Source organism: Acidibrevibacterium fodinaquatile, from assembly GCF_003352165.1.
Classification (GTDB): Bacteria; Pseudomonadota; Alphaproteobacteria; order Acetobacterales; family Acetobacteraceae; genus Acidibrevibacterium; species Acidibrevibacterium fodinaquatile.
Genome location: NZ_CP029176.1, coordinates 586,187 through 610,178, shown reverse-complemented (window position 1 = coordinate 610,178; position 23,992 = coordinate 586,187). Strand labels below are relative to the sequence as shown.

Annotated in this window: 21 protein-coding genes and 4 pseudogenes; 12 read left to right on the top strand and 13 right to left on the bottom strand. The window is 65.9% G+C overall.

Going from position 1 to position 23,992, the window contains the following annotated elements; all coding sequences use genetic code 11:
- Position 1 precedes the first annotated feature (1 nt).
- The 6 genes from DEF76_RS02990 to DEF76_RS02965 form a co-directional block, all read right to left on the bottom strand.
- Positions 2–3,169, bottom strand: a complete 3,168-nt coding sequence (locus DEF76_RS02990; RefSeq protein WP_114911053.1) for an error-prone DNA polymerase — start codon at positions 3,167–3,169, stop codon at positions 2–4.
- A complete protein-coding gene (locus tag DEF76_RS02985; RefSeq protein WP_114911052.1) occupies positions 3,166–4,689 on the bottom strand; it encodes a DUF6504 family protein in 1,524 nt (507 codons plus the stop codon). Before DEF76_RS02985 ends, DEF76_RS02990 begins: the two co-directional genes overlap by 4 nt.
- Positions 4,604–5,350: an ImuA family protein gene (locus tag DEF76_RS02980; RefSeq protein WP_114911051.1), complete on the bottom strand. Its 747-nt coding sequence runs from the start codon at positions 5,348–5,350 to the stop codon at positions 4,604–4,606. The genes DEF76_RS02985 and DEF76_RS02980 overlap by 86 nt, the downstream gene beginning before the upstream one ends.
- A gap of 270 nt (positions 5,351–5,620) precedes the next feature.
- Positions 5,621–6,940, bottom strand: a complete 1,320-nt coding sequence (locus DEF76_RS02975; protein WP_240319090.1) for an MFS transporter — start codon at positions 6,938–6,940, stop codon at positions 5,621–5,623.
- Positions 6,941–6,942: 2 nt separating this feature from the next.
- Complete coding sequence (locus DEF76_RS02970) at positions 6,943–7,194, bottom strand: hypothetical protein (protein WP_114911049.1); 252 nt, start codon at positions 7,192–7,194, stop codon at positions 6,943–6,945.
- Positions 7,191–7,961, bottom strand: coding sequence for an MBL fold metallo-hydrolase (locus tag DEF76_RS02965; protein WP_114911048.1), 771 nt, complete (start codon positions 7,959–7,961; stop codon positions 7,191–7,193). Before DEF76_RS02965 ends, DEF76_RS02970 begins: the two co-directional genes overlap by 4 nt.
- Positions 7,962–8,069: 108 nt before the next feature.
- Between DEF76_RS02965 and DEF76_RS02960 the strand changes: the two genes are divergently transcribed.
- From DEF76_RS02960 to DEF76_RS02905, 12 genes and pseudogenes are all read left to right on the top strand, one after another.
- On the top strand, positions 8,070–8,741 hold the full coding sequence (locus tag DEF76_RS02960; protein WP_205216089.1) for an ArsR/SmtB family transcription factor: 672 nt from the start codon (positions 8,070–8,072) through the stop codon (positions 8,739–8,741).
- 206 nt (positions 8,742–8,947) lie between these two features.
- Complete coding sequence (locus DEF76_RS02955; RefSeq protein ID WP_205216088.1) at positions 8,948–9,289, top strand: high-potential iron-sulfur protein; 342 nt, start codon at positions 8,948–8,950, stop codon at positions 9,287–9,289.
- A 52-nt stretch (positions 9,290–9,341) separates the two neighbouring features.
- Positions 9,342–9,743 carry an SHOCT domain-containing protein gene (locus DEF76_RS02950; RefSeq protein ID WP_240319089.1) on the top strand — a complete coding sequence of 134 codons (402 nt, stop codon included), beginning with the start codon at positions 9,342–9,344 and terminating at the stop codon, positions 9,741–9,743.
- Between the two features lie 118 nt (positions 9,744–9,861).
- Entirely contained in the window at positions 9,862–10,287 is a 426-nt protein-coding gene (locus tag DEF76_RS02945; RefSeq protein WP_162800453.1) for a MerC family mercury resistance protein, read from the top strand.
- Between the two features lie 6 nt (positions 10,288–10,293).
- A complete protein-coding gene (locus tag DEF76_RS02940; protein ID WP_114911046.1) occupies positions 10,294–11,097 on the top strand; it encodes a nucleoside phosphorylase in 804 nt (267 codons plus the stop codon).
- A gap of 249 nt (positions 11,098–11,346) precedes the next feature.
- A complete protein-coding gene (locus DEF76_RS02935; RefSeq protein WP_114911045.1) occupies positions 11,347–11,946 on the top strand; it encodes a class I SAM-dependent methyltransferase in 600 nt (199 codons plus the stop codon).
- A gap of 316 nt (positions 11,947–12,262) precedes the next feature.
- Positions 12,263–13,111 (top strand): annotated as a pseudogene (locus DEF76_RS02930) (IS110 family RNA-guided transposase); the annotation flags it as partial.
- 104 nt (positions 13,112–13,215) lie between these two features.
- Positions 13,216–13,557, top strand: a pseudogene (locus tag DEF76_RS02925) (tyrosine-type recombinase/integrase); the annotation flags it as partial.
- Positions 13,558–13,654: 97 nt separating this feature from the next.
- Positions 13,655–14,101 (top strand): annotated as a pseudogene (locus DEF76_RS02920) (transposase); the annotation flags it as partial.
- Positions 14,098–14,388: a LysR family transcriptional regulator gene (locus tag DEF76_RS02915; protein WP_114911043.1), complete on the top strand. Its 291-nt coding sequence runs from the start codon at positions 14,098–14,100 to the stop codon at positions 14,386–14,388. The pseudogene DEF76_RS02920 and the gene DEF76_RS02915, both read left to right, overlap by 4 nt.
- A 416-nt stretch (positions 14,389–14,804) precedes the next feature.
- Positions 14,805–15,245 carry a c-type cytochrome gene (locus tag DEF76_RS02910; RefSeq protein WP_162800452.1) on the top strand — a complete coding sequence of 147 codons (441 nt, stop codon included), beginning with the start codon at positions 14,805–14,807 and terminating at the stop codon, positions 15,243–15,245.
- A 227-nt stretch (positions 15,246–15,472) separates the two neighbouring features.
- On the top strand, positions 15,473–16,432 hold the full coding sequence (locus DEF76_RS02905) for a LysR family transcriptional regulator (protein ID WP_114911041.1): 960 nt from the start codon (positions 15,473–15,475) through the stop codon (positions 16,430–16,432).
- Here DEF76_RS02905 and DEF76_RS02900 read toward each other — a convergent pair.
- The 7 genes and pseudogenes from DEF76_RS02900 to trbE form a co-directional block, all read right to left on the bottom strand.
- Complete coding sequence (locus DEF76_RS02900; protein WP_114911040.1) at positions 16,329–16,604, bottom strand: DUF2274 domain-containing protein; 276 nt, start codon at positions 16,602–16,604, stop codon at positions 16,329–16,331. The genes DEF76_RS02905 and DEF76_RS02900 overlap by 104 nt on opposite strands.
- A 10-nt stretch (positions 16,605–16,614) precedes the next feature.
- Positions 16,615–17,763, bottom strand: coding sequence for a TrbI/VirB10 family protein (locus tag DEF76_RS02895; protein WP_114911039.1), 1,149 nt, complete (start codon positions 17,761–17,763; stop codon positions 16,615–16,617).
- Between the two features lie 89 nt (positions 17,764–17,852).
- Positions 17,853–18,824 (bottom strand): annotated as a pseudogene (trbG, locus tag DEF76_RS02890) (P-type conjugative transfer protein TrbG); the annotation flags it as partial.
- Entirely contained in the window at positions 18,824–19,504 is a 681-nt protein-coding gene (gene trbF / locus DEF76_RS02885) for a conjugal transfer protein TrbF (RefSeq protein ID WP_114911037.1), read from the bottom strand. The pseudogene trbG and the gene trbF, both read right to left, overlap by 1 nt.
- A gap of 2 nt (positions 19,505–19,506) precedes the next feature.
- A complete protein-coding gene (gene trbL / locus DEF76_RS02880; RefSeq protein WP_114911036.1) occupies positions 19,507–20,766 on the bottom strand; it encodes a P-type conjugative transfer protein TrbL in 1,260 nt (419 codons plus the stop codon).
- A gap of 79 nt (positions 20,767–20,845) precedes the next feature.
- Positions 20,846–21,568: a P-type conjugative transfer protein TrbJ gene (gene trbJ, locus DEF76_RS02875; RefSeq protein ID WP_114911035.1), complete on the bottom strand. Its 723-nt coding sequence runs from the start codon at positions 21,566–21,568 to the stop codon at positions 20,846–20,848.
- The gene (gene trbE / locus DEF76_RS02870; protein WP_114911034.1) at positions 21,565–23,991 is read right to left on the bottom strand and encodes a conjugal transfer protein TrbE; all 2,427 of its coding nucleotides are present in this window, start codon (positions 23,989–23,991) and stop codon (positions 21,565–21,567) included. The genes trbJ and trbE overlap by 4 nt, the downstream gene beginning before the upstream one ends.
- Position 23,992 lies beyond the last annotated feature (1 nt).

The window sequence follows — 23,992 nt, the reverse complement described above, 5'->3', positions numbered from 1 at the left end:
ATCAGTGGAAATTCCGGCTTTTGATGCGAAGCTCGCCGGGGGGCTCGCACCCCATGGCGATATCACCGGCGCCGACCGCGGCGAGAGCGTTGGAAAGATCGGCGATTTTATGAACGATGAGGTGCACGACCTCGCCTTCGCGCTGAACGACCCCGCGTGCCGCAAGCATCGTTGCCGACAGGATCACGCGCCGGTTGGCCTCAAACAGCTTCGGCCAGATCACCAGATTGGCGATCGCGGTTTCATCCTCCAGCGTGACGAATAGCACCCCCTTGGCGCTGCCCGGGCGCTGGCGCACCAGGATGAGGCCAGCGGTTTCGCACCATTGGCCATCGCGCGCGGCCATCGCCTCGGCGCAGGTGACGAGGCCGCGCCGGCGGAGATCGGCGCGCAGAAACTGAACCGGATGGGCGCGCAGCGACAGGCCGAGATGATCATAATCCGCCACCACCTCGCCGCCTTCGGTCATCGGGCGGAGGGTGATGTCAGGTTCGGCGATTTCGGGCACAATCTCGCCAATGCTGGCGTCGGCGGCGGCAAACAGCGGCAGCGGCGCCGCGCCCAAAGCCTTGATCGCCCAGAGCGCCTCACGCCGCGCGAGGCCAAATGCCGGGCGGAAGGCATCGGCGGCGGCCAGCGCCAGCAATGCCGCATGCGGGATATGCGCGCGGCGCCAGAGATCCTCGACCGAGGCAAACGGCGTGTCGGCGCGCGCGGCGATGATCGCGGCGGCATGGGCATTGGCGAGGCCCTTGACCATGCGCAAGCCAAGCCGCACCGCAAGACGCGCCTTATTCCCCGTCGGCTCCAAGGTGCAATCCCAGCGCGAGGCGTTGAGGGAAACCGGGCGCACCTCGACGCCATGAGCGATGGCGTCGCGCACAATTTGCGCCGGGGCGTAAAACCCCAGCGGCTGGGCGTTGAGGAGGGCGGCGCAAAACACGTCGGGATGCCAGCATTTCAGCCACGCCGAGGCATAGGCGATGAGTGCGAAGGAGGCCGCATGGCTCTCGGGAAAACCATAGGCACCGAAGCCTTCGAGCTGGCGGAAGGTGCGCTCGGCGAATGCCTGCTCATAGCCGTTGGCGATCATTCCGGCGATCAGCCTGTCGCGAAATACCGAGACGCCGCCGCGCTGTTTGAAAGTTGCCATCGATTTCCGCAATTGATCCGCCTCCCCCGGCGTGAAGCCGGCGCAGACGATGGCAACCCGCATCGCCTGCTCCTGAAACAACGGCACACCGAGGGTTTTGCCAAGAACCCGCGCGAGTTCCGGCGTTGGATAGGCAACCGGCTCGCGCCCTTCGCGGCGGCGGAGATAGGGATGGACCATGTCGCCCTGAATGGGCCCCGGCCGCACGATCGCGACCTGGATGACGAGGTCATAATAGGTGCGTGGCTTGAGGCGGGGCAGCATCGCCATTTGCGCCCGGCTTTCGATCTGAAAAGTGCCGAGCGTGTCGGCGCGGCGGATCATCGCATAGGTGCGCGGCTCTTCGGCGGGGATGCTGGCGAGATCGAGCGTGATCCCTTTGTGGGCGGCAAGCAGATCGAGCCCGCGGCGGAGACAGCTCAGCATGCCAAGCGCCAGGACGTCGACTTTCATGAAACGCAGCGCATCGATATCGTCTTTGTCCCACTCGATGACCTGACGGTCGGCCATCGCCGCGGGCTCGATCGGGACGAGATCGTCGAGCCGGTCATGCGTGAGCACAAACCCGCCGGGGTGCTGGCTCAGATGGCGCGGGGCGCCGATGAGCTGGCGAGCGAGAGCGAGCGTCAGACGCAAGCGCCGATCTCGAGGATTGAGGCCCAATGCCGCGATCTGCTCGTCGCTGATCTCGGCATCCGACCATCGTGACAGCTGGGTTGCGAGCAGCGTGATGATATCTTCGGAAAGCCCCAGGGCTTTGCCGACGTCGCGCAGCGCCGCACGCGCGCGATAGCGGATGACGGTCGCGCAAAGCGCGGCGTGATCGCGGCCATAGGTATCGAACACCCATTGGATAACCTGCTCACGCCGTTCATGCTCGAAATCGACGTCGATATCGGGGGGCTCGCGCCGCTCCTCGGAGATGAAGCGCTCAAACAGGAGATCGTTGCGCTCAGGGTCGATCGCGGTGATGCCAAGACAATAACAGACCGCGGAATTGGCCGCCGAGCCGCGCCCTTGGCAGAGAATGCCTTGTGATTTGGCAAAACGCACGATGCTGTGGACAGTGAGGAAATAAGGCGCGTAGGCGAGTTTTTCGATCAGCGCCAATTCATGCCGCAGAATTGCCTGCACCTTTGCCGGAACCCCTTCCGGATAACGCGCAGCAGCACCCTTCCAGGTGAGATCGGCGAGCGTCTCCTGCGGCGTGAGCCTGGGATCGTCACGCTCCTCGGGGTATTGATAGGCGAGTTCGTCAAGCGTGAAGCGGCAGTCTTGCATGATCGCGAGTGTGCGGGCGAGCGCTTCGGGATAGCGGGCAAACAGCCGGTGCATCTCCGCCGGCGGTTTGAGATAGCGATCAGCGTGGCGCTCGCGCCGGTCGCCGAGATCGTCGATGGTGACATGATGGCGGATGCAGGTGAGGACATCCTGCAAGCGCCGCCGCCCGGGTTCGTGAAACAGCACGTCATTGGTGACGACGGTCGCGACCCGCAGCGCCGCCGCGCAGGTGGAAAGTTCCCACAGCCGAAGCTGATCATTGGGCCGCCGCTGAAGCGTGAGCGCGAGATGGGCGCGAGCGCCGAAGAGCTCACGCAGTCTTCGCAAACGTGCCCGCAGCGTGTCATCGGCGCGATCGGGGACAAGGACGGCGATCAGCCCCGCGGCATGGGCGGCGAGATCGTCCCAGGTGAGATGGCATCGCCCCTTGCCGCCGCGGCGCTTGCCCGAGGAGAGCAAGCGGCAGAGCCGGGCATAGGCGGCGCGGTCGGTCGGATAGACGAGCACCGCGGCGCCATCGCTAAGATCGAGCCGGCAGCCGACGATCAGGCGAACACCGCTCGCTTTCGCCGCTTCGTGGGCGCGCACGATCCCAGCGAGCGTGTTGCGATCGGTGATCGCGAGCGCAGCAAGGCCAAGGGTTGCGGCGGTCGCGAATAAATCCTCGCACGATGAGGCGCCGCGCAGGAAACTGAACGGCGAGGTCACCTGCAGCTCGGCATAGCCCGCGGTCATGCGAAAATCCCGTGCAGGAACCATGCTTGCGCGCCGCTCGCGGCATCTTCACCGTCGCCGGCGCGGAAAATCCAGAACCGCGCGCCGGCCTCGTCCTCGATGCGGAAATAATCCCGCACCGCCGCCAGTTCGGCGTCACGCTTCCACCATTCGCCGAATATCCGCTCTGGCCCGTCGGCGCGCGCAACCCGCCGCCGCTGGCCGCGCCAGGTGAAGGCGAGCGGCGGATGATCGGGGAGCAGGGCAACGGTTTCGATCCGCTCCGGCGGGGTGAAAAGCCGCGCCGGGCGTGGCCATCCGGCCGGCCAGGTGGCACCGGTCGCGGGAGCGAGGGGCGGGATGCGGCGCACGCTCCGCTCCGGCACGTCGCTCATCACCGGGGCGGCGCGATAGACCCGCTCGGCGCCGATGCGGTTGGCGAGCACGTCGATCAGATCGGCGATATCCGGCGCCGGCGCCGCGATCAGCGCGGATGCGCGTTGGGTTGCGGCCAGCGGCTCGGTCAGCGAAGCGGCCAGCGCCAGGGTCTCGATCCCGAAGCCGGGGTCGATAGTCTCGATTTTCTCGCAGAAAAGCCGGGACAAATGTTTAGGCTCGCGGAGCGGCCGGGCAGTGCCGATGCGGATCGCCTGGGCGGCGCGATCGACGCGATGGCAGAGGAGGTCGAGCCGGCGGGCGCCGAGCCCCTTGGCTTCCAACGCCACGGCAAGCGGCCGGGCCAGAGCGGCGATGGCGGCGGCGATGGTCTCGGCGGTGGCGATCGGTTCGGCGAAATGGCGGCGGACCTCGATCAGCTCGGGCGCGCGGACCGGGGTGATCGGTTCGGTGAGCCGCCCGAGTGCTTGATCGAGCCTTTGCAGAAGCTCCGGCCCGAAGCGGCGCGCGAGGGGGGCGCGCGGCTGAGCCATGAGATCGCGGATGCGAAGAAAGCCGAGCGTTCGCAAAGCGGCGACCAGCGCCGGCGAGAGGCGGAGGGCCGCGAGCGGCAGGGGCGCGATGGCGGCAGCCGTGTCACCGATGGGCGCCACCGTGATCGGCCGCGCCGCATGACGCGCCAGCGCGTGCGCCGCCCCCCAGGTGTCGGCACAGGCGGCGCGGGCACGGATCCCGGCAGCGGCGAGACGCGCGCGCATGGCGGCAAGCATGGCCTCTTCGCCGCCATGGAGATGATCGGCGCCGGTGGTGTCGATGACGATGCCATCCGGCGGATCGGCGGCGGCGAGCGGCGCGTAATGGCGAAGCGCCCAGAGCGCGAGCCGCTCGAGTGCGGCGGCATCGGCCGCCGGATCGGCGCGCGCGGTCATGAGGCCGGGGATCAGCGCCCGCGCCTTGGCCACCGCCATGCCCGGCCGCAGCCCCGCCGCCGCGGCCGCCGCATCGGTGGCCAGCACCACCCGCCGGCCGCCATCCTGGCCGATGAGGGCCAGCGGCCGCTCACCCGGCGGCGCCGCGCCGCCCGCCCGCCGCCGCCAGCGGTCGGTCGGCCAGCGCGGCAGGAACAGCGAGACGACCCGCGTCATCGCACGCCTCCAGCTCGAATTCGGCAGTTTCTCCCGCCCGCGCGCGGATCAGCGCGACCAGCCAGCGCGGCCGGCCAACCCCCGGCACCGGCAGCGGCGTCGATGCCAGCACGGAGACCCGCCAACGTGTCTCGGCCGCGCTCGGCTCGAACGTCGCCGCCTCGCTCTGGCGCCGCCAGCGGCGCAGCACGAGGCCGAGGGTGCCGGTGCCTTCGGCGGCGATCTGCAGCCGGCGCGAGGCGGTCATCGAAAGCCGTGCGACTTCGGCGACGACAGCGCCAAGCCCGCCATGGCGCAGCCCCTCCTCGGCGCAGGCGAGCGCTGTTTTGTCGTCACCCGCTTCGAGATAAATCACCCGATCGGGGCCGAGCCCAGCCTCGGCCAGCGCCGGCGCAAACAGATCCGGCCGCGCGAGACACCACAGCACCATGCCGCCGGCGCGGGCGGCGATGCCGGCGGCAAACAGGGCCGCAGCGGCAGCATCGATCGCCGCATGGCCGCCGCCGGCGATCTCATGCACCGCCCCACGCGCAAGGCCACCGCCGCGCAAATGGGCATCGATCGCCGCGATCCCGAACGGCAACACAGCCCGCCCAGGCCGGCGCCCCTCAAGCGTCTCGATCCGCGCGCGCAGAGACTCGATGGCGGAAAACGGCCGCACGGGTGACGTTGACCTCTTGCAAATGGGAAAAATGTTCGCCTATTGTTCTCATCGACGCGGGCCCGAGTCAAGCCCGCTATGCCCGGGGAAAGGGGGGGCGGGATCACGGCTTTGATCCATCACCGGCTATGGACCGGAATCCCAAAGTCATCAACCGCGCTCAATCGAACTTTCGGTTCCACTGCTACCGGACCCCAAAATTATGGTGTAAAAAGCCAAAATTACGAGATTTTACATGTGATTGACGAATCAACTCGCGGCATGGCGGGCTCAGCCGCCGTCGGCTTCTCCGCCCGCAGCACGAGGAACGCCGCGCCGATGCCGGTGACTTTCCCTCACAACGAGGGCAATCCACAGCCCCGATCCAGCTACCAGCGCGGCGGTGACCCACATCGCCGGCACCACGCCGCCGCTCCCTTGCGCGACCACACCCAGCAGCAAGGCGCCAATGGCATAGCCGGTGTCTCGCCAATAGCGATAGGTGCCGAGCGCGCGACCACGCCATAGCGGCGGCGCCAAATCTGCCATCGCCGCGATCAGGTTCGGATAAAGCAGCGCCATGCCAAGACCCATGATAGCGGCGGCGGTCAGCCACCACGCGAGGTCATGTCCCATCGCGGTGACGGCGATGCCGACAGCCAGCAATGCGAAGCCGGTCACGATTGGCGGCTTGCGGCCTATCCGGTCGGCCAAATGCCCGGTCCAGAGCTGCGAGCCGCCCCAAACCATGGCGTAAAAACCAGTAATCCAGCCGATCTCGACCAAGCCAAGATGCCGGGCACGGAAATAGACCGGAAACAGTACCCAGACCAGGGTATCGGCGATCTTGTTCGCGACCCCGCCTTGGCACAACGCCCTGTAGGTGGGGTCGCGGAACGACACTCGCAGGAAAATGTCATGCCAGCGCGCGCCGTCATCGTCAGGGGATGGCTGGACCGGGTTCATTTGCTTGTGTTCGACCTGCACCCAGGCGAGGGTATCGCGCACCCAGATCAGCACCGTCAGCGCCAGCGCCAGCACCAGAAACCCGAACGCCAGCAATGCCCAGCGCGGCCCATACTGCGCCGCCAAATAGCTGGCCCCAAGCCCTCCCATGCCCACCGCGGCATATCCCGCCGCTTCGTCGATGCCAATCGCCAGTCCGCGCTGGTGGCTGCCGGCGACATCCACATGCATGGTCACGGTCATCGTCCAGGCACACGCCTGATTGATGCCGAGAAAAACATTGGCGGCAACAATCCACCACCAGTTCGCGGCGAAGAAAATCAAGAGCGGGATCGGCAATCCCGCCAGCCATCCCAGCAATAGAACCTTCTTGCGGCCGATCCGATCCGCAAGCCCGCCGGCGACGACATTCAGCGCGCCTTTCACCAGGCCGAAGGAAAAGACGGAGGAGACAAGAAACAGATAGGCGCCCTTCGCCACGCCGAACTCCCCACTGAGCGGCGGCAGCACCGTGCGTTCCATGCCGAGTGTCAGCCCGACGAAGAAAACCTGCACGGTCTGCAACGTGAACTGCGCCAGATTGACGCGGATTCCACGTGGATGGCTGACATCCGTGGCCGCCGGCGCGGATGGTTCTGCGGACACGATCATTGCCGCGCGTGATCGGCGCGCGAGACGGCGCTGAGTGCTATGAAGGCGGCACCGAAGGTTGTGAGGCGCCCGAGCCAAGGGTCGAGTGGCGCCAGGACACGGGCAAACATGCCGACCGGCGGATAGAAAACGACGCCGCGGGGTACGCTCACGGTAAGCCCGGCGCGTTCGGCGAGGGCGCGCAATTCGTTTGCGTTGCGGAAATGCGCTGTCTTCCAGAAATCGTTCAGGATGAACAGAACGTTCATGCGTGCTTCTCCTGCGCTGCGGCTGAAAGGTCTTGCACGGACAGGAGGCCGGCGTTGGCGGCACGGATGGCGGCAGCCTGCGGCGGTGGCGGCGGGATGTCGGCCAGCATGGCACGCACGAACGCGTCCTGGTCGTCGATCCTGAAGGCCAGGTTGAAGCGCTTCTCGAAGCCGATGGTCGAGCTCGGCTTGCCGGAAAGTCCGCGCCCGCAGACCGAGCCGGAGAAGGCGCCTGGCAGAACCTCCACGTAGTCCGGCAGTGCCCGCAGCCGCTGGACGCTAGTAAACAGCGCCCGCGCGCCGTCCTCAGCGCTGGTGGCCAGTTCCGTGCGGCCGAGATCGCCCACCATCAGCGTGTGCCCGGTGAGGGCGAACCACGGCTCCTCCCCGCGCGTGCGGTCGCACACCAGCAGGCAGATATGCTCGGGCGTGTGGCCAGGCGTATGGATCACCTCGATCTCGACATTGCCGAGCGGCAGCACTTCGCCGTCGGACGTCTCCTTGTAGTGGTAGGTTACGTCGGCGCCGGGGCCAAGCACGTACGGCGCGCCGACGGCCTCGGCCAGCGCGCGTCCGGCGGAGAGGTGGTCGGCGTGCAGGTGCGTGTCAATCACGTAGCGGATTTGTAGCCCGAGCGCCTCGGCTTCCCGCAGATAGGCGTCCGGCTTGCCGACCGGGTCCACCACGACGCCGACCCCCTTGCCGCCGCAGCCAAACAGGTAAGAGGCGGCAACCGGGTCGGTATGGAGAAATTGGCGCAGGATCATGGAACCCTCCTTGCTGACCGATCGGCCGGGCCCACCCGTTCGCGGCGGCGCGTTGCTTGACAGGTGCGGGCGTCGGCCTATATAATCCATTAATTAATGGAATGATGGATGATGTCAAGCGCCAATCCAAAACGCGCCGTCTTCGAGCAGTTCGCTGTGGTCGCGCGGGCCCTCGCGAACCCGCACCGGGTGGAATTGATCGAGCTCGTGGCGCAAGGCGAGCGAAGCGTGGAGGATTTGGCCCGGCTCTCGGGCCTGACAGTCACGAACGCCTCGCAGCACCTGCATCTCTTGCGTCGGGCGGGGCTTGTGGTTGCGCGGCGCGCCGGCAAGCACGTCCTGTATCGGGTCGGGGAGCGCGACGTGGTGGATCTGCTGATGGCGGTGCGCCGCACCGCCGAGCGGGGCATCGCTGAGATCGACAAGATCGTAGAAAGCTATTTCCACGCGCGGGATAAGCTTGAGCCAGTGTCACATGACGAGCTGGCCAACCGGCTGCGCGATGGCGTGGTAACGCTGATTGACGTGCGGCCAGGCGAGGAATTTGTTGCCGGGCACATTCCTGGCGCCGTGAACATCCCGCTCGACGAGCTGCCGCGACGGCTTAGCGAGTTGCCTGCCGACCGCACTATCATCGCCTATTGCCGTGGTCCATACTGTGTCTTCGCGTTCGAGGCTGTCGCAGCACTACGTGCCCAGGGCTACGACGCCCGCCGGCTGGCCGACGGCTACCCGCAATGGTGGGCTGCACAACGGCCGGTTACCTCAGCGGTTGCTTGACATAGCAATGGCTTTCCATCGCGGAATGATGCCGAGAAATGGAGAAACAACATGATAGATGCAGACATGCGGTCTTCTCATGGCGCTAACGACCCTCCAGCAAATTGGCTTGCTCCTGCGGGCACGGCCATGGCGATGCTTGCATGCTACGGCGTGACCGCGGTATCCCCGAAGGCAGCCCAATGGGAATGGGAATGGGGATGGCCATGGCCAAGAAGATGAAGGGCCAGGAACGACCAATGCTGTCGCGCCGGGCATGGATTGGAAGGCTTTCGACGCTGGCCGGGCTGGTGCTCCTGACCAAACGCGGCGCGGCGGCCACGACTACACAGACCACGAAAGCCGCGGCACATTATCAGGACTCCCCGAACGCCGGCCAGATGTGCGGGATGTGCAAGTTCTTCATTCCACCCGGCGGCAAGCCGGGATCTGGCATGATGGGTGGGACCATGGGTCCTGGCATGATGTCAGGAGGAACCTGCCAACTCGTGGAGGGGCGTATCAACCCGATGGGTTGGTGCCAACTCTATGGTCCGCTCTCTGGCTGAGCGTGTCGGCCGCCCGCCGGACCCCGGTTAATTGCGCCATTCGCAGCGACGGATGGCGCAAGCTGTTCGTCAAGATGCTGTGGTACGAATGGAGGATATGAGAGTGAAAGCTTCGTTGTCATTCGTCGCCATGATGGGCGCAGCCGCCGCATTGGCGCCGGCTTGGGCTTGGTCGCAGACACTGGGCGAACCCTACCGGTATGGCATGCCGATGATGTGGGGGTGGTCTGGCATGATTTTCGGACCCTTGTTCATGATCCTGATGCTCGCCGCGGTGATCGTGGTCGCGGTCTTAGCCATCCGGTGGCTTGCCAGCCCTTGGCAGGGAGCTGGGGCACTGCCCCATTTGCCGCCGAACCGGACGGCGCTTGACATCCTCAATGAGCGCTTCGCTCGCGGCGAGATCGACCAAGCCGAATACGAGGCAAAGCGGCGCCTGATTTCTCAAGGATGAGGGGTGCGCGTATGCATATCAGGAAATCGATCGAGCCGCTGCCTTTGTCGAACTTTATCGAACAGACCAAGTCTGGGTATTGTGGGTAGCAACCAGTAGCATTATCGGGAGTCTCATGATGATGAAAGCCAGCACACAGTTGGAGCAAATTGTCAGTGTCGGCCGTGGTAAATGGCTTGCTCCTGCGGGCACGGCCATGGCGATGCTTGCATGCTACGGCGTGACCGCGGTGATCGGTCTCTTGTCCCTAATAGGGATCAGTGTGGCGCTGCCATTTCGGGCGCCGATCATTATTTTGTTTTCCGCAATAGCGGCAGCCGGTCTGCTTGGCTCCTACAAGCGGCACCATAGCCGCGCGGCTGTCGTTCTCGGTCTGGCCGGGTTCATCTTGATTGCTGGCAGCAAATTCCTTCCTCCAAACCGAAAAGCTGAAGCGCTTGTTATCGAAGGGGTGGGTTTCACTTCCATGCTTGTAGGCAATTTTTTCTCATTCCGGGCAAGGCGGTTGGCTGGTGCGTCCTGTACCGTTCCGCGTATGGCCTGAACACACATGCACGACAGACCGGCCATTCCCAATATCCTGGCCACCAAGCGGTACAGCGCTCCTTCGGTATTCCAGCCAGAGAACCTGCTACGCGAGGCGCGGCGGCAACGCGGCTTGGCAGAGCAAGACGTCCCCGCGGTCTGTGCCCTGGACCCAGACGGCGATCTGGTGCGCACGCTGCGGCGTACCGGACAGGGGCGCCCGGCGGCGGGTTGGGCCTGCTATCACACCGAGATGCTGCTGACCGAACATCAGGGGATCGAGATCGGTGTCGTTGGCCTAGCGGTCGGCGCGCCCTTTGCCGTGCTGGTCGCCGAACAGCTTTTTGTTTCCGGCTGCCGGCTGCTGCTCAGCGTCACCTCGGCGGGGCAGATCGTGCCGTGTGGGCCGACGCCCTATTTCGTGCTGATCGACCGCGCGCTGCGCGATGAAGGCACCAGCCATCACTATCTGCCGCCTTCGCCTTACGCCGAAGCCGACGCCGCGCTTGCCGAACGCGCCTTCCGGGCAGTGGCCGACCTGCCGGTGCCGATGCATCGCGGCACGAGCTGGACGACCGACGCGCCCTACCGCGAGACCGAGGACGCGATCGCCGCTGCGGCCGAACATGGCGCACTCGCAGTCGAGATGGAAGCCGCCGCGCTCTATGCCTTCGCCAAAGCACGCGGCAAGCCGGTTCTGTGCTTCGCGCATGTGACCAACCAAATGGCGCGGATCGAAGGCGATTTTGAGAAAGGCGACGAGGACGGCGCGGGTGACGCGATTGCCATCATCGCGGCGGCCGCGCGCGGCTGCGGCTTCGCCCGATGACCGGCTCGCCGCGGAACGCGCGCCGGGCGAGCGCAGAAAGTTACCTCCATCGTGGCCAGCACCGTCTTATAGCTGGCGAACAGAGCAAGTTCGGCATCGCCGGCTCGCAACAACAATCATGTTGGAGGAGCAGGCGTTGCGGAATTCTGGTCATCATGGGGTGTCCTCTTTGCGTATTTCCTTGATCCAGCGCAAGGACCGCACCGCCGAACCAGCACAATATTTGGCCGGGAGGCGGAGATTGTCGATATGAGCGAAGGAATTTTTCCAGCAACGGCAATGCCTGATCCGGAATGGTGGGAAATTCTCTGGCCGCGGCCACGCGAAGTCCTTGCCAGATTCGGCATTGATCCCAGGATGGAGGTGGTCGATCTCTGTTGCGGCGACGGGCTTTTCACCGCCGCCTTGTGCGACATGGCGCGGTATGTGTTCGCGGTCGACCTCGACCCAGGCATGCTTGACGTCGCCAGCGCGCGGATGTCCGCGGCAGGGATGACGAATTGCGATTTCATCGCCGGTGACGCCTATGAGATCGCCCGACTCGTACCCAGGCCCGTGGATCTTGTGTTGATCGCGAACACCTTCCACGGCGTTCCGGACAAGGCACGGCTCGCTCGGGCTGTCGCCGGCATTTTGAGCCCCGGCGGTCGGTTCATCGTGGTCAACTGGCACCGGCGCCCGCGCGAAGAAACGACCGTTCTCGGCCAGCCACGTGGACCGCGGACCGAAATGCGAATGACGCCGGAGAGTGTGGCATCCGAGGTCGCGCCGGCCGGGCTACGCCCGGCGCACGTCGTCGAACTGCCGCCCTACCACTACGGCGCGATCTTCGAAAAATCGACCATATGATGGGCTCGTAATCAAAGGAGAGGATAATGCCTCACTGCAAACGGAACGACGGGCGAAAGCCGGCCGCCGCGGGTAGCGCCGAGGAAGCCGGCCCGATGGGGTTGGGCATGGCTATGGGCAAGAAGATGATGGATCAGGGCCGTGGGCCGATGGCGATGCGGCAGCGAATGATGGCGCAAACCTCATGCCTCCCCTCATTCTGAGAGCCTGACCTAAAATTGGTTGACCGGCCTCGTGGCCTTTGATTATGGGATGGCCCGCCCCTCTCGTGGCGATCGGGTAGGATCGCCGCTGGTTTGGAGAGAGGAGCAGACCGATGGATATCGTGATTCTCGGCATCGATCTTGGCAAGAACTCTTGCAGCCTGGTGGGGATGGACGCCGCCGGCCGGGTTGTTTTGAGGCGGAGAGTTCGCCGGGGAACGTTGGAAAGTTTCGTCGGCGAGCTTGGGCCGTGCATTGTGGCAATGGAAGCTTGTTGCGGCGCTCATCACCTCGGGCGGATTTTCGCCGCGCGGGGCCACGAGGTGCGGCTGATGTCGCCGGAATATGTCCGTCCGTACGTGAAGGCGCAGAAGAACGATGATCTCGACGCGGAGGCGATCGCGGAGGCCGCGACGCGGCCAACGATGCGTTTCGTGCCGGTGAAGAGCCAGGACCAATCCGATCTCCAGGCTTTGCACCGAGCCCGTGAGCGCCTCGTCTCGGAACGGACGGCGCTGATCAATCACTTGCGGGCGTTGCTGCTGGAACGAGGGATCGTCGTTCCGCAAGGCCGGAGGAAACTGGAAGCCGCGCTGGAGACATTGGCCGAAGAGGACGGTTTCGCCGCGTTGAGCCCGCGCATCCGGACGTTGATCGAAGATCTTCGGGCGGAATGGCGTTCACTCGACCAGAGGATCGCCGACTTCGATGCCGAGTTCGTTCAGTTGGCGCGTGATGACGTGGCTATGCGACGTTTGACCAAAATCCCGGGAATTGGAACGATAAACGCTACGGCGCTGGTGGCGGCGGTCGGCGAGGCGCAGGCATTCAAACGTGGGCGGGACATGGCGGCGTGGCTGGGGCTCGTTCCACGGCAAATGACAACGGGTGGAAAACCGCGCCTGCTCGGCATCAGCAAACGCGGCAATCGGTATTTGCGCAAGAACTTGATCCATGGCGCACTGAACCGCACCGGGAATCCCGGAGGCTGTTTTGTTTGAGTCAGGCCACCATGGTCAGCTCGTTCAGTTGTTCATAGTAGCGCGCCTCGGCCTCGGCGCCTCTCTTTGTGACGTGCTCCGGCAAGGCGCTCAGCCGCGATGCGCTGGAACACCGGCTCGCCAAATACATGCAAATCGCCAGCAAAGCCTGTCGGACGTTGGCACAGAAGTCGGTCACCATGCATGTCTTGCGGCATTCCGCAGCGATGCTATTGCTGCAAGCCGGCGTCGACACCTCGGTGATCGCCCTGTGGCTCGGACATGAGAGCGTGGAGACCACCCAAATATATTTGCACGCTGATCTGACGATCAAAGAGCGCGCGTTGGCCCGGACGACGCCGGCCGAAAGCAGGCCCGGGCGTTTCCATCCGACCGACAAGCTGCTCGCGTTCCTTGATGCGCTCTGATTATGCCGCGTCCTACGCAGCGATCGCCGCCGTCCAGGCTGGTTCCGCGCCGGAGGTCGGCATAATCCGGACATCGGCATAATGGACGTTATGCCGACGTCGGCATAACGTCCACAAGCATCGCAACCTGCTGGCCCATGCGCCGGACGCCCTGCATGAGGAAATCACCGCCGACTATAACGACATGATCTACGCCGAGAACGCCGCCGAGGTGATGCGCCGGCGCAAGCTGTTCCTCGCCAAATGGCGGCTGAAGTGCCGTGCCGTGGCAGACAGCCTGGAAGAAGCCGGCGATCGCCTGTTCACCTTCACCCGATTGCCGACTAGCCAGTGGAAATCAGCGCGGACCACAAATTCCATTGAACGCCTGCATGAGGAGTTCAAACGCCGGATCAAAACCCAGACCGTGCTGCCTTCAGCCGAAACCGCCGCCATGCTGTTCTGGGCGTTGCTCGCTTGCGGCCAGATCACCATGCGGAAAGTCGACGGCTGGCAGAGCCTCGGAGAGCCACCCGCCTCATTGCCTCTTGATCTCGTCGCCTGACCTCGTCATGTCCCCCAAACCGGAGACGCCGCAACAGCAATTTCCACATCATCCAAGACACGACCCAAGCTGCCGCCGAACTCGGTGTTTGGGAATCGACGATCAGCCGATGGGTCCGCGATTTGGAAGATGAGATTGGCGTTGCCTTGTTCATTCGCCATCCCGGCGGTGTGAAGCTCACCAATGCGGGTAGCAGGTTTCTGAACCATGCCCGCATGGCTGTCAACGGCGGATCAAAACCAGGCCGGCGCGGCGGCGTAAAAACCACCCACTGGTTTTTGACGTGATGGACATGAGAACGGCCCCTGCAAGGGGTAACTCATTTCTGAGCGCCCCCTCCCCCGCACGGAACCGTACGGGCAGGTGAGATCAATCGCTCACTCGCGTTCTTCTCGATATCAGGCGGAATACGCTGTGGCTTAGCTCGGTCATGACGCACGGTATTCTCCGAAGATTATCATTACGGCACCGCCGATCAACGCGGGAAATCCGATCACTATGAACACGCCTTTGCTCGCAGGAGTGGGCAATGGGTGATCCCGGGCGGTCTGAGTAATCACCGCGACTTCCCGCGTCATCGGCGGCGCGATCGGCGCACGACGGTTGCCGCAGCCGTGCTCAGCGCCTATCCTCGGGGCCGATCTTCCCGGGCGCGAGCCGGAGAGTGAACCGCACCGATAAAATCATAACAAGGAGAGAAATCATGACGCGAGGAAAAGGCCCGGGATTGAACATTGCCCTCATGGTGGCTGTGCTCGCCATCCCGATTGCCGCGCGCGCGGCCGATGCCCCAGCGGCGCAGGCGGCGCTCCAGCAAGCGGTTCAGAAAGGTGCGGATCTCTTCGCGCATGAGAGTTTCGGCGGCGCTGGCACTTGCGAGACATGCCATCTCAATGGCGGGCGCGATCCTGGCAAGCTTCCGAACGGCAAAGCGATCCCGAGCCTGGTCGGCGCGGCGGCCGGGTTTCCGCGCTATTCCCCGCGTGCGCAGGCGGTGATCACGCTTTCGCAGCAGATCGGCGGCTGCATCCACAACGCCCTCAAGGGCACGCCGCCGGCCCCGGGCAGCGCCGATCTGGTGGCGCTCGAAACCTATATCACCGCGCTCTCAAAAGGCTCGGTGATGGGGACGCAATTCAAATAAAGCCGCGCCTCGCGAACACACGCTCAGCGTCGTGCCCGATGCTGCCCGGCGTTCAGGGCGCGAAATCCCGCGGCGCGCGTTAACCATTTCCTCATAAATTTAGACTCACTCTTCCGTGATGAGAGCGCCGCGACGGCGTCTTTCGCTGGCATGACCGGGTCTTCGATCCTCCGGTGTCGGCGCGGGGCGTGGCTGGGATCGGCGCTTGATCGGCGGCAGGTGATCGGGTGATCAACCTCGTTTCGATTTCGCAGGCGCTGGTGGTGGCGGAGCACCGGAGTTTCAGCCGCGCGGCGAAGGTTCTCAGGATCCAGCAATCGGCGGTCAGCCGGCGCATCCGCGCACTTGAGGACGAGATCGGTGTCTCGCTGTTCGAGCGCGAGACCGGCGGCGTGCGGCTGACCGAGGCGGGGCGGGCATTTCTCGATCGCTGTCGCTGCGCGTTGGCGGATATCGACTTCGCCGTCCGAAATGCCGCGAACGCCGGCGCTGGTGGCGAAGGCTCGGTGCGGATCGGCATTCTGTCGTCGCTGTCGGCGGGGTTCGTGCGCGATCTTCTGGTGCGGTTTCGCGTGACCCACCCCGCGGTGATGATCGAGATCGCGGAAGGGTCGACGTGCGATCATATCGCGCGCCTGCACGACCGCGTGCTCGACATCGCCTTTGTCACCGGCCGGCCCGAGGCCCCGCGCTGCGACATCGCGCTGCTCTGGCGGGCGCGGGTATTCGTCGTGCTGCCGGAGACCCACGCTCTGGCTGGCGCGACCGAGATCACCTGGGACCAGATCAAGGGCGAGCGGTTCATCCTGAGCCGCCAGGCGCCGGGGCCGGAGATCCATGATTTTGTGATCCAGCGCCTCGCCTCGCTCGGCTTCAGCCCGACGGTCGAGCGCTATCCAGTGGGCCGCGAGACGCTCATGCATTTGGTCGCGCTCGGGTTCGGCATCAGCGTGGTGAGCGAGGCGGCAACCGGCACGCGCTATCCCGGCGTCGCCGTCCATCCGCTTTCTTCCGCGCAGGACGCGCTGCCCTACAGCGCGGTGTGGCTGCCGGGGAACGACAATCCGGCGCTGCGGCGCCTGCTCAGCCTGGCTCGCGCGATGGCGCCGACCCGCGCGCAGGCGGCGCGGGCGGCGGTGAGTGCGCGGCGCGGCGCAACGCCGCGAAAGCGCGGTCGCCGGCCATGAAGTGCGCGATCATCGGCACGATAAGCCTCGCCGGGTCGGTGACCGGCGCGCCGCTCTCGCGGCTCAGCGCCTCGGCATAGGCGATGAGATCGCGGTAAAGCGCTGCCGGCAGCGCCAGCGAGAGCTTGACCGGCGTGTCATCGGGGATAGTGCCGAGCTTGAGTTTTGTCATTCCTTTGTCCTCACCCACGATAAGGCTCCAAAACGAGATCGGCGGTGACCATGACCCGCACCGGGAAACCGGGGCGGATGGTGATGGTGGGCTGCACGCTGAGCGAGCGGCTGACGACCTGCTGGCCGGTCTGATTGATGCTTTGCGACACGCCTTGCTGGAGGGCATCGGCGAGCGAGCCGTAATTATTGGCGCTCATGCCGGCCTCGGAGCCGACGCTCAGGATCGTCGAGAGGATGGCCGCCTTGAAGAGCGTGCCCCAATGATTGTCGACCTGATCTTCGAGGCCGGCGTAGCCTTCGGTATCCGCGCCGGGCTGGCGCTCGAGAATGATCGAGCGCCCGTTCGGCATGATGAGCCGGGTCCAGACGAGCAGCGCCCGCGACTGGCCGAAGGCAACCTGCGCGTCGTATTGCCCGATCAGCCGCGCGCCCTGCGGGATGAGCAGGATGTTGCCGGCAACGCTGTCATAGACATCCTCGGTGACCTGCGCCGTGACCGGCCCGGGAAGATCGGAACGCAGCCCGGTGATGAGCGCCGCCGGAATGACCGAGCCGGCTTGCAGAACATAGGGGCTTGCTGCCGGCTGCAGCCGCTCCTTGCTCACGGTGCGCTGATCGGCGGGACGGTTGAGGAAGGCGAGTTTGTGATCCTGGGGCGCTGCGCCGGCGGCCGCCACAGCCGCTGGCGCCGCCGCCGGGGTGCTGGCGGCGATCGCGGCAACCGGCGCGCTGGTGCTGCCGGCGACGAACAGACGGCTCACGCGGGCGGCTTCCCGCTCCTGGGCGAGGCGGTCGATATCAGGAGCGGCGAGCGTGCCCGGCACGCCGGCGTCAACCAGCGGCCGGCCGAGATCGCCGGGAAGCGGTGGGCCGAGGCGGGGCGGTGGTTTCGCCCGGGCGGTGTAGTCAGGCGGCAAGGCGGCGAGCCCTTCCGGGGTCGTGCGATGGCTGGTGCTGAAAAGCTCCGGCGCCGGCGGCGCAGGGCGTGGCCGCAAGGCAAGGAACGCCGCCCCGCCGATGCCGAGGCCGACCAGCCCGGCAAGGCCGAGCAGCACCTTGCGCGAGAGCCGGGTGACCGGCGCCCTCTGTGCGCGAAGACGCATCTCCTGCGGCGGCCGTGGCAGCGCCCGTTCTTCATCGCGCGGCGCCTCGGTCATGAGGCCGGCCCTCGGCTGTTCGTCCGGGGCATCACCGCTTGCGACGCATGCGTGCCAGGGTTTTCCGGAAGCGCGCCGCTGTTTACCGCATCGGTGCGGACGATGCGCACGATCTCCTGATGCGCGCCGCCGAGCTTGAGTTCGGCTGCGGCAAACAGACGGTCGACGATCATGTAATTGCCGCGCACGCGGTAATTCACCAATTGCCCGTCACCCTCGGCGCCGATTACCCAGAGCGGCGGCATCTCGCCATGGGCGATACCGCGCGGAAATTCGATGAACACCTGGCGGCCATCATCGAAGGCGCGCGTCGGCCGCCAGGCGGGGCTGTCACCCGCGATACGGTAGCGGAAATTGAGCGCGCTGATATCAACCCCGGTGGCGAGCGGCGCCGCGGCCTCGGCGGCGGCGTTCTGCTGGCGGAGTGCGATCAGCTGATCCTGCGGATAGATCCAGGAGACCGCGGCCATGTAGGTTTTCTCCTCGGAGTGCAGCTCGAGGTGATAGGTCCGGCGGTCGGTGTTGATGATCAGGTTGGTGGTCAGGTCCGGCCGCGTCGGCTTGACCAGGATGTGAAGGCTCTTTCCGGCGCCGGCGCCGCTTTCGCTATCGCCGATGATCCAGCGCACCGTATCGCCCGCGGCGACGGGGCCGGTGCCGACGAGCTGCTCGCCGGGCTCGAGCACGATATCGGTGATCTGTCCCGGTGCGGCATAGACCTGGTAGAGCGCGCCGTCCGACCACGGATAGACCTGGATTGCGTTGAGATAGCCGGCGCGCGTCGGCTGGATGCGGGCGGCACCATTGGCGCGATCGATGCGGGCCTGCGGATCAGCGGGTTCAGGCGGCGCGCTTTTGCCGCTGGCAAGCGGCTTCATCTGCCCCGGAAGCGGCAGCGGCGTCGGCACCGCGACGATCTGCACCGGCTGGGGCGGATCCGGCGTCAGCGCCGCCGCTTTTGCGTGCGGCGCCTCGTCATAGGAGATGACCGGCGGAATGTCGGTGTTGGTGCAGGCGCCGAGGGCCAGCACGGCGAGGAGAAGCGTCGTGGGCGGCCGCATCAGCCGAGCTCCTTTGCCCAGTCGAAAGCGTGGACATAGACCCCGAGCGGGTTCTTCTTGAGGCGATCGGCGTCGGTCGGCGTCCGCACGGCGATGGTGAGGATTGCGCTCCAGCGCTCGGTTGCGGCCAGGGCGTCATCGGCATAGCGGCGTTCGATCCAGGTGATGCGAAAACTGTCGGCGGAGGCGCGGATGACGCTCACGATCTCGACCGTGACCTGCACCTTGCCGACCTTGGAAAAGGGATCGCTCGTGCGCGCATACGCGTTGAGGGCCAGCGCGCCCTTGTCGGTGACGTAGTTGTAGGCATCGAGCCAGTTCTGCCGCAGTACCACGGGATCGGCGGGAATGGCGCGGATTTCGCTGATGAAGCGGGCGAGATACCAGGCGATTTGCGGATCGGTGGGCGTGTAGCCGGCGGTTGCCGGGGCGATGGCCTGCGCCTGGCCGAGCGCATCGATCTCGACCACCCAGGGCGTGATGGTGCCGCGCGCCGATTGCCAGAGCAGACCGCCGGTGAGAGCGCCGCTCAATGCCAGCGCCCCGAAGAAGGCAAGCCGCCAGTTCCTGGCCTGCACGCGGGCCGCGCCGATGCGCTCGTCCCAGACCTGGCCGGCGCGCTGATAGGGTGTCTCAGGCGCCGGGGTTTTGCCGTAGCGGACCGTAGGGCGGCGGAACATGGTCATTCCCCCTCGGAGAGGTTGACGCCGCTGCCGCTCGCGGGGTGGTCGCCCGCGCGGATGGCGTGATGGGCGGCGCCGATGCCCTGGCGGATGCGCTGCTGGCGCTGCATGCGGCGTGCCCAGGCCGGCGCCCCTGCGGCCGCGCTGGCCCCGTTGGTGGGGGCGGAGTTGCCGGTGACGGCATCCTCGCCGGCGCTGAAGCTCGACCGGAGGCTGGCGCCGGCGCGGCGGAGCGGGCTGGTCACCGCCGCCCCGGCGGCTTCCGCGACCCCCGACATGCCACCAGTGCGATAGGCGGTGCTCGCCGCGCCCGCGAGCCAGGCGCCACCGCGCGAGGCGCCGGCGATGGCGCCGCCTGCCGCGCCAACCGCACCGATGCCCACGCCGGCGAGACCGATGCCAGCGCCGCCGATCCCGGCCACGGCAAGGCCGGTGCCGATCGCCGCCCCTGCGCCAAGCTGTGGCCCGCCGGCGATGAGGCCGTTGGCGATGCCGGGGCCAAAGATTGTCAGGCCAAGGAGGGTGAGCGAGGCGAGGATCAGCGTCAGCGCGTCGGCGATCGTCGGTGGCGTGTTCAGCACAGTGGTGAATTCGCCGAAGATCGTCGCACCGATGCCGACGATGACGGCAAGGACGAGGATCTTGACGCCGCTCGCCACCACATTGCCGAGCACTTTTTCAGCGAGGAAGGCGGTGCGGCCAAAAAGCCCGAACGGCACCAGCACGAAGCCGGCGAGCGTCGTCAGCTTGAACTCGATCAGGCTGACGAAGAGCTGGATCGCCATGACGAAGAAGCTGATGATGACGATCAGCCAGGCGATCAGCAGGATCGCGATCTCGACGAAATTGTCGAAGAAGCTGGTGAACCCGACCAGCCCGGAGATCGCGCTCAGGATCGGCTTGCCGGCATCGATGCCGATCTCGGCGAGCTGCCCCGGCTGCAGAAGCTGCTGGGCGGTGATGGTGCCGCCGCCGGCCTCGAGGCCGAGGCTCGAGAAGGAATTATAGATGATCTGCGCGAGATTGTTGAAATTGCCGAGGATGAAGGCGAAGACGCCGACATAGAGCGTCTTTCTGATCAGCCGGGCGAGGATGTCCTCATCCGGTGCCAGCGCCCAGAACAGCGCGGCAAGGGTGACATCGATCGCGATCAGCGTGCTCGCCAGCCAGTGCACATCGCTTCGCACAAGGCCGAAGCCGGAATCGATATATTGCGTGAAGGTTGCGAGGAACCCGTCGATGACGCCGGTGCCGCTCATCAGCGTGACCGTTCCCGGGTCTCGCGCTTCGGCGTCGGTTGCAACGCGGCAGCGCGGTCAGTGAAAACCCGCCTCGGCATCAATGGAACATCTGCGCAGCACCAGGCTGATAGCCGGCGCCGTAATTGAGGAAACTCTGCAGCTGCTGTTGTGCCTGCGCCTGGCTTTCGAGCCGCTTTGCGCCATCGAGGCTCTGCGCCCGCGCGAGCGAAGCCATCACCGCGGTGAGATCGGCAAGCTCGGTCGCCTGGACGGCGATCAGCTGGTTGCCCGATTGCGCCGCCTGCAAGGCGCCAGCTGCCGCCTGGCTCGAGGAGAGCAGGGCGTCGGTTTGCGTGCTGACGGCGCTGAGATTTTGCACGGCACCGGCCTGGACGCGCATCGCGTCCTGGAAACCGGCGCGCGCATTCTGCCAGCGGGTTTGGGCATCGGCGATCATCTGCGGCGAGGGAACGCCGCTCGCATAGGTCTGCGGGTAGGTCTCGGTAAACGCCTGATCGATGGCACCGGTGTTGTAGCCGATTTGCTGTGCCTCCGAGAGCAGAAGCTCTGTCTCGCTGCTCGATTGCGCGAGCACGCCGAGCGAGGAATATGGCAGGCTCGCGAGGTTGCGCGCCTGATTGACCAGCATCGCGGCCTGGTTTTGCAGGCTGAGGATTCCATTATCGACCTGCTGCAATTCACGCGCTGCGGTGAGCGCGTTCTGGGCGTAATTGGTCGGATCGAAAACGATCCACTGTGCTTTGGCAGGCGGGATGGCCACGATGAGGACGAGGGCAGCGGCAAGCGCGGTGCGGATCATGGCGGGGGCTCCTGGCTCAGCATCTCGGCTGCCCAGTCGAGCCCCTTGGCGCGCAGCCAAGCGGCGGCGAAGCCGTCGCTGCCGTGCTCGGCGAGCAGGCGTGAGATCATCGCCTGGTCGCTCTTCGACGAGGCGGCGGTGAAAGCGAGGGCGACTTCCGAGAGCCCAAGCTCGAAGAGCCGGTTGCCGCGTCGCGACTGGCAGTAATATTCCCGCTTGGGCGTTGCCCGGCTCAGGATCTCGATCTGGCGGTCGTTCAGGCCAAAGCGGCGATAGATGGCGGCGATTTGCGGCTCGAGCGCGCGCTCGTTGGGCAGGAAGAGGCGTGTCGGGCAGCTTTCGATGATCGCCGGCGCAATCGCGGAGCCGGCGATATCGGCGAGCGATTGGGTGGCGAAGACGACGCTCGCGTTCTTCTTGCGCAGCGTCTTCAGCCATTCGCGCAACTGGCCGGCAAAGCCGGGATCACCGAGGGCGAGCCAGCCTTCATCGATGATGACCAGGCTCGGGCGGCCGTCGAGCCGGTCCGCGATGCGGTGAAAGAGATAGGCGAGAGCGGCGGGCGCGGCGCCGGTGCCGATCAGCCCTTCGGTCTCGACGGCCTGAACATCCGCCGCGCCGAGCCGCTCGCTTTCAGCATCCAGAAGCCGGCCCCAGGGCCCCGCCACCGTATAAGGCTGAAGGGCCTGCTTGAGCGCCGTCGACTGCAGCAGGACGGCAAGCCCCGTGATCGTCCGCTCCGCCATCGGCGCGGAGGCGAGCGCGGTGAGCGCCGACCACAAATGTTCTTTGAGATCGGGCGTGATCGCAACGGATTCCCGGCCGAGGAGGGCCGCGATCCATTCGGCGGCCCAGGCGCGCTCGCCGCTGTCATCGACGCGCGCCAGTGGCTGAAGTGCGACGGCTTCGGCCGCCTCATCGGCGAGTGCGCCACCGAGATCGTGCCAGTCGCCGCCCATCGCCACGGCGGCGGCGCGGATCGATCCGCCGAAATCGAAGGCAAAGACCTGGGCGCGCGCATAGCGGCGAAATTGCAGCGCCATCAGCGCGAGCAGCACGGATTTGCCGGCGCCGGTCGGCCCGACGATCAGGGTATGGCCGACATCGCCGACATGGAGCGAGAAGCGGAACGGGGTCGCACCTCCGGTGCGGGCAAAGAACAGCGGCGGCGCCTGCAAATGCTCATCCCGCGCCGCGCCCGCCCACACCGCCGAAAACGGCATCATATGCGCGAGGTTCATCGTGGAAAGCGGTGGCTGGCGCACATTGGCGTAGACATGGCCGGGGAGCGAGCCGAGCCACGCCTCGACCGCGTTGACCGTCTCGCGGAGGCACGTGAAATCACGGCCCTGGATCGCCTTTTCCACGAGGCTGAGGCGCTCCTCGGCGATGCGGGCCTCCTCGTCCCACACCGTCACCGTCGCGGTGACATAGGCCTCCCCGACGAGATCGGCGCCGAGTTCCTGCAGCGCGGCGTCGGCGTCGAGCGCCTTGTTGGCAGCATCGGTATCCATCAGCGCCGAGGCCTCGTTGGTCATCACCTCCTTCAGCATCGCCAGGATCGATTTGCGTTTGGCGAACCATTGTCGGCGGATCTTGCCGAGCAGCTTGGTGGCGTCGGTCTTGTCGAGGCAGATGGCGCGCGTCATCCAGCGATAGGGGAACGCGAGGCGGTTGAGGTCGTCGAGCAGCCCCGGCCAGGTCTGCGACGGAAATCCCATCACGGTAAGCGTGCGCAAATGCGCCCCACCGAGTCGTGGTTCGAGCCCGCCGGTGAGATCCTCATCGACGAGGATGGCGTCGAGATACATTGGCGTCTCGGGCACGCGGACGCGCTGGCGCCGGGTCGAGATGCAGGCGTGCAGATAGGTCAGCGTCTCGCCGTCATCAAGCCACGCGGCCTCGGGCATGAAGCCTTCGATAAGCGCAAGCACGCGATCGCTGCGGTCGATGAAGGAAGCGAGCGCCGCGCGCCAATCGGCGCCGGACTGGGCGCGGTTTTCATAAAGCCAGGCCTCGGCGCGGGCAGCGTCATCGGCTGGGGGCAGCCAGAGTAGCGTCAGGTAATAGCGGCTTTCGAAATGCGCCCCTTCTTCTTCGAATTGCGCGCGGCGCTCGGCATCGACCAGCGCCGAAACCGGGTCGGGCAAGCGGCTCTCGGGGTAGCCGCGGGCAAAGTCGCGCTGCGCCTCGACGAAAATCGCCCAGCCGGAGCCGAGGCGGCGGAGCGCGTTGTTGAGCCGTGCGGTAATGGCGACCAGCTCCGCCTCAGTCGCGGAATCGAGGTCGGGCCCGCGGAACTTCGCACTCCGCTGAAACGAGCCGTCCTTGTTGAGGATGACGCCTTCGCGCACCAGCGCCGCCCAGGGGAGAAAATCGGCGAGGCTCTGCGCGCGGCGGCTATATTCGGCGAGAGGCATCATG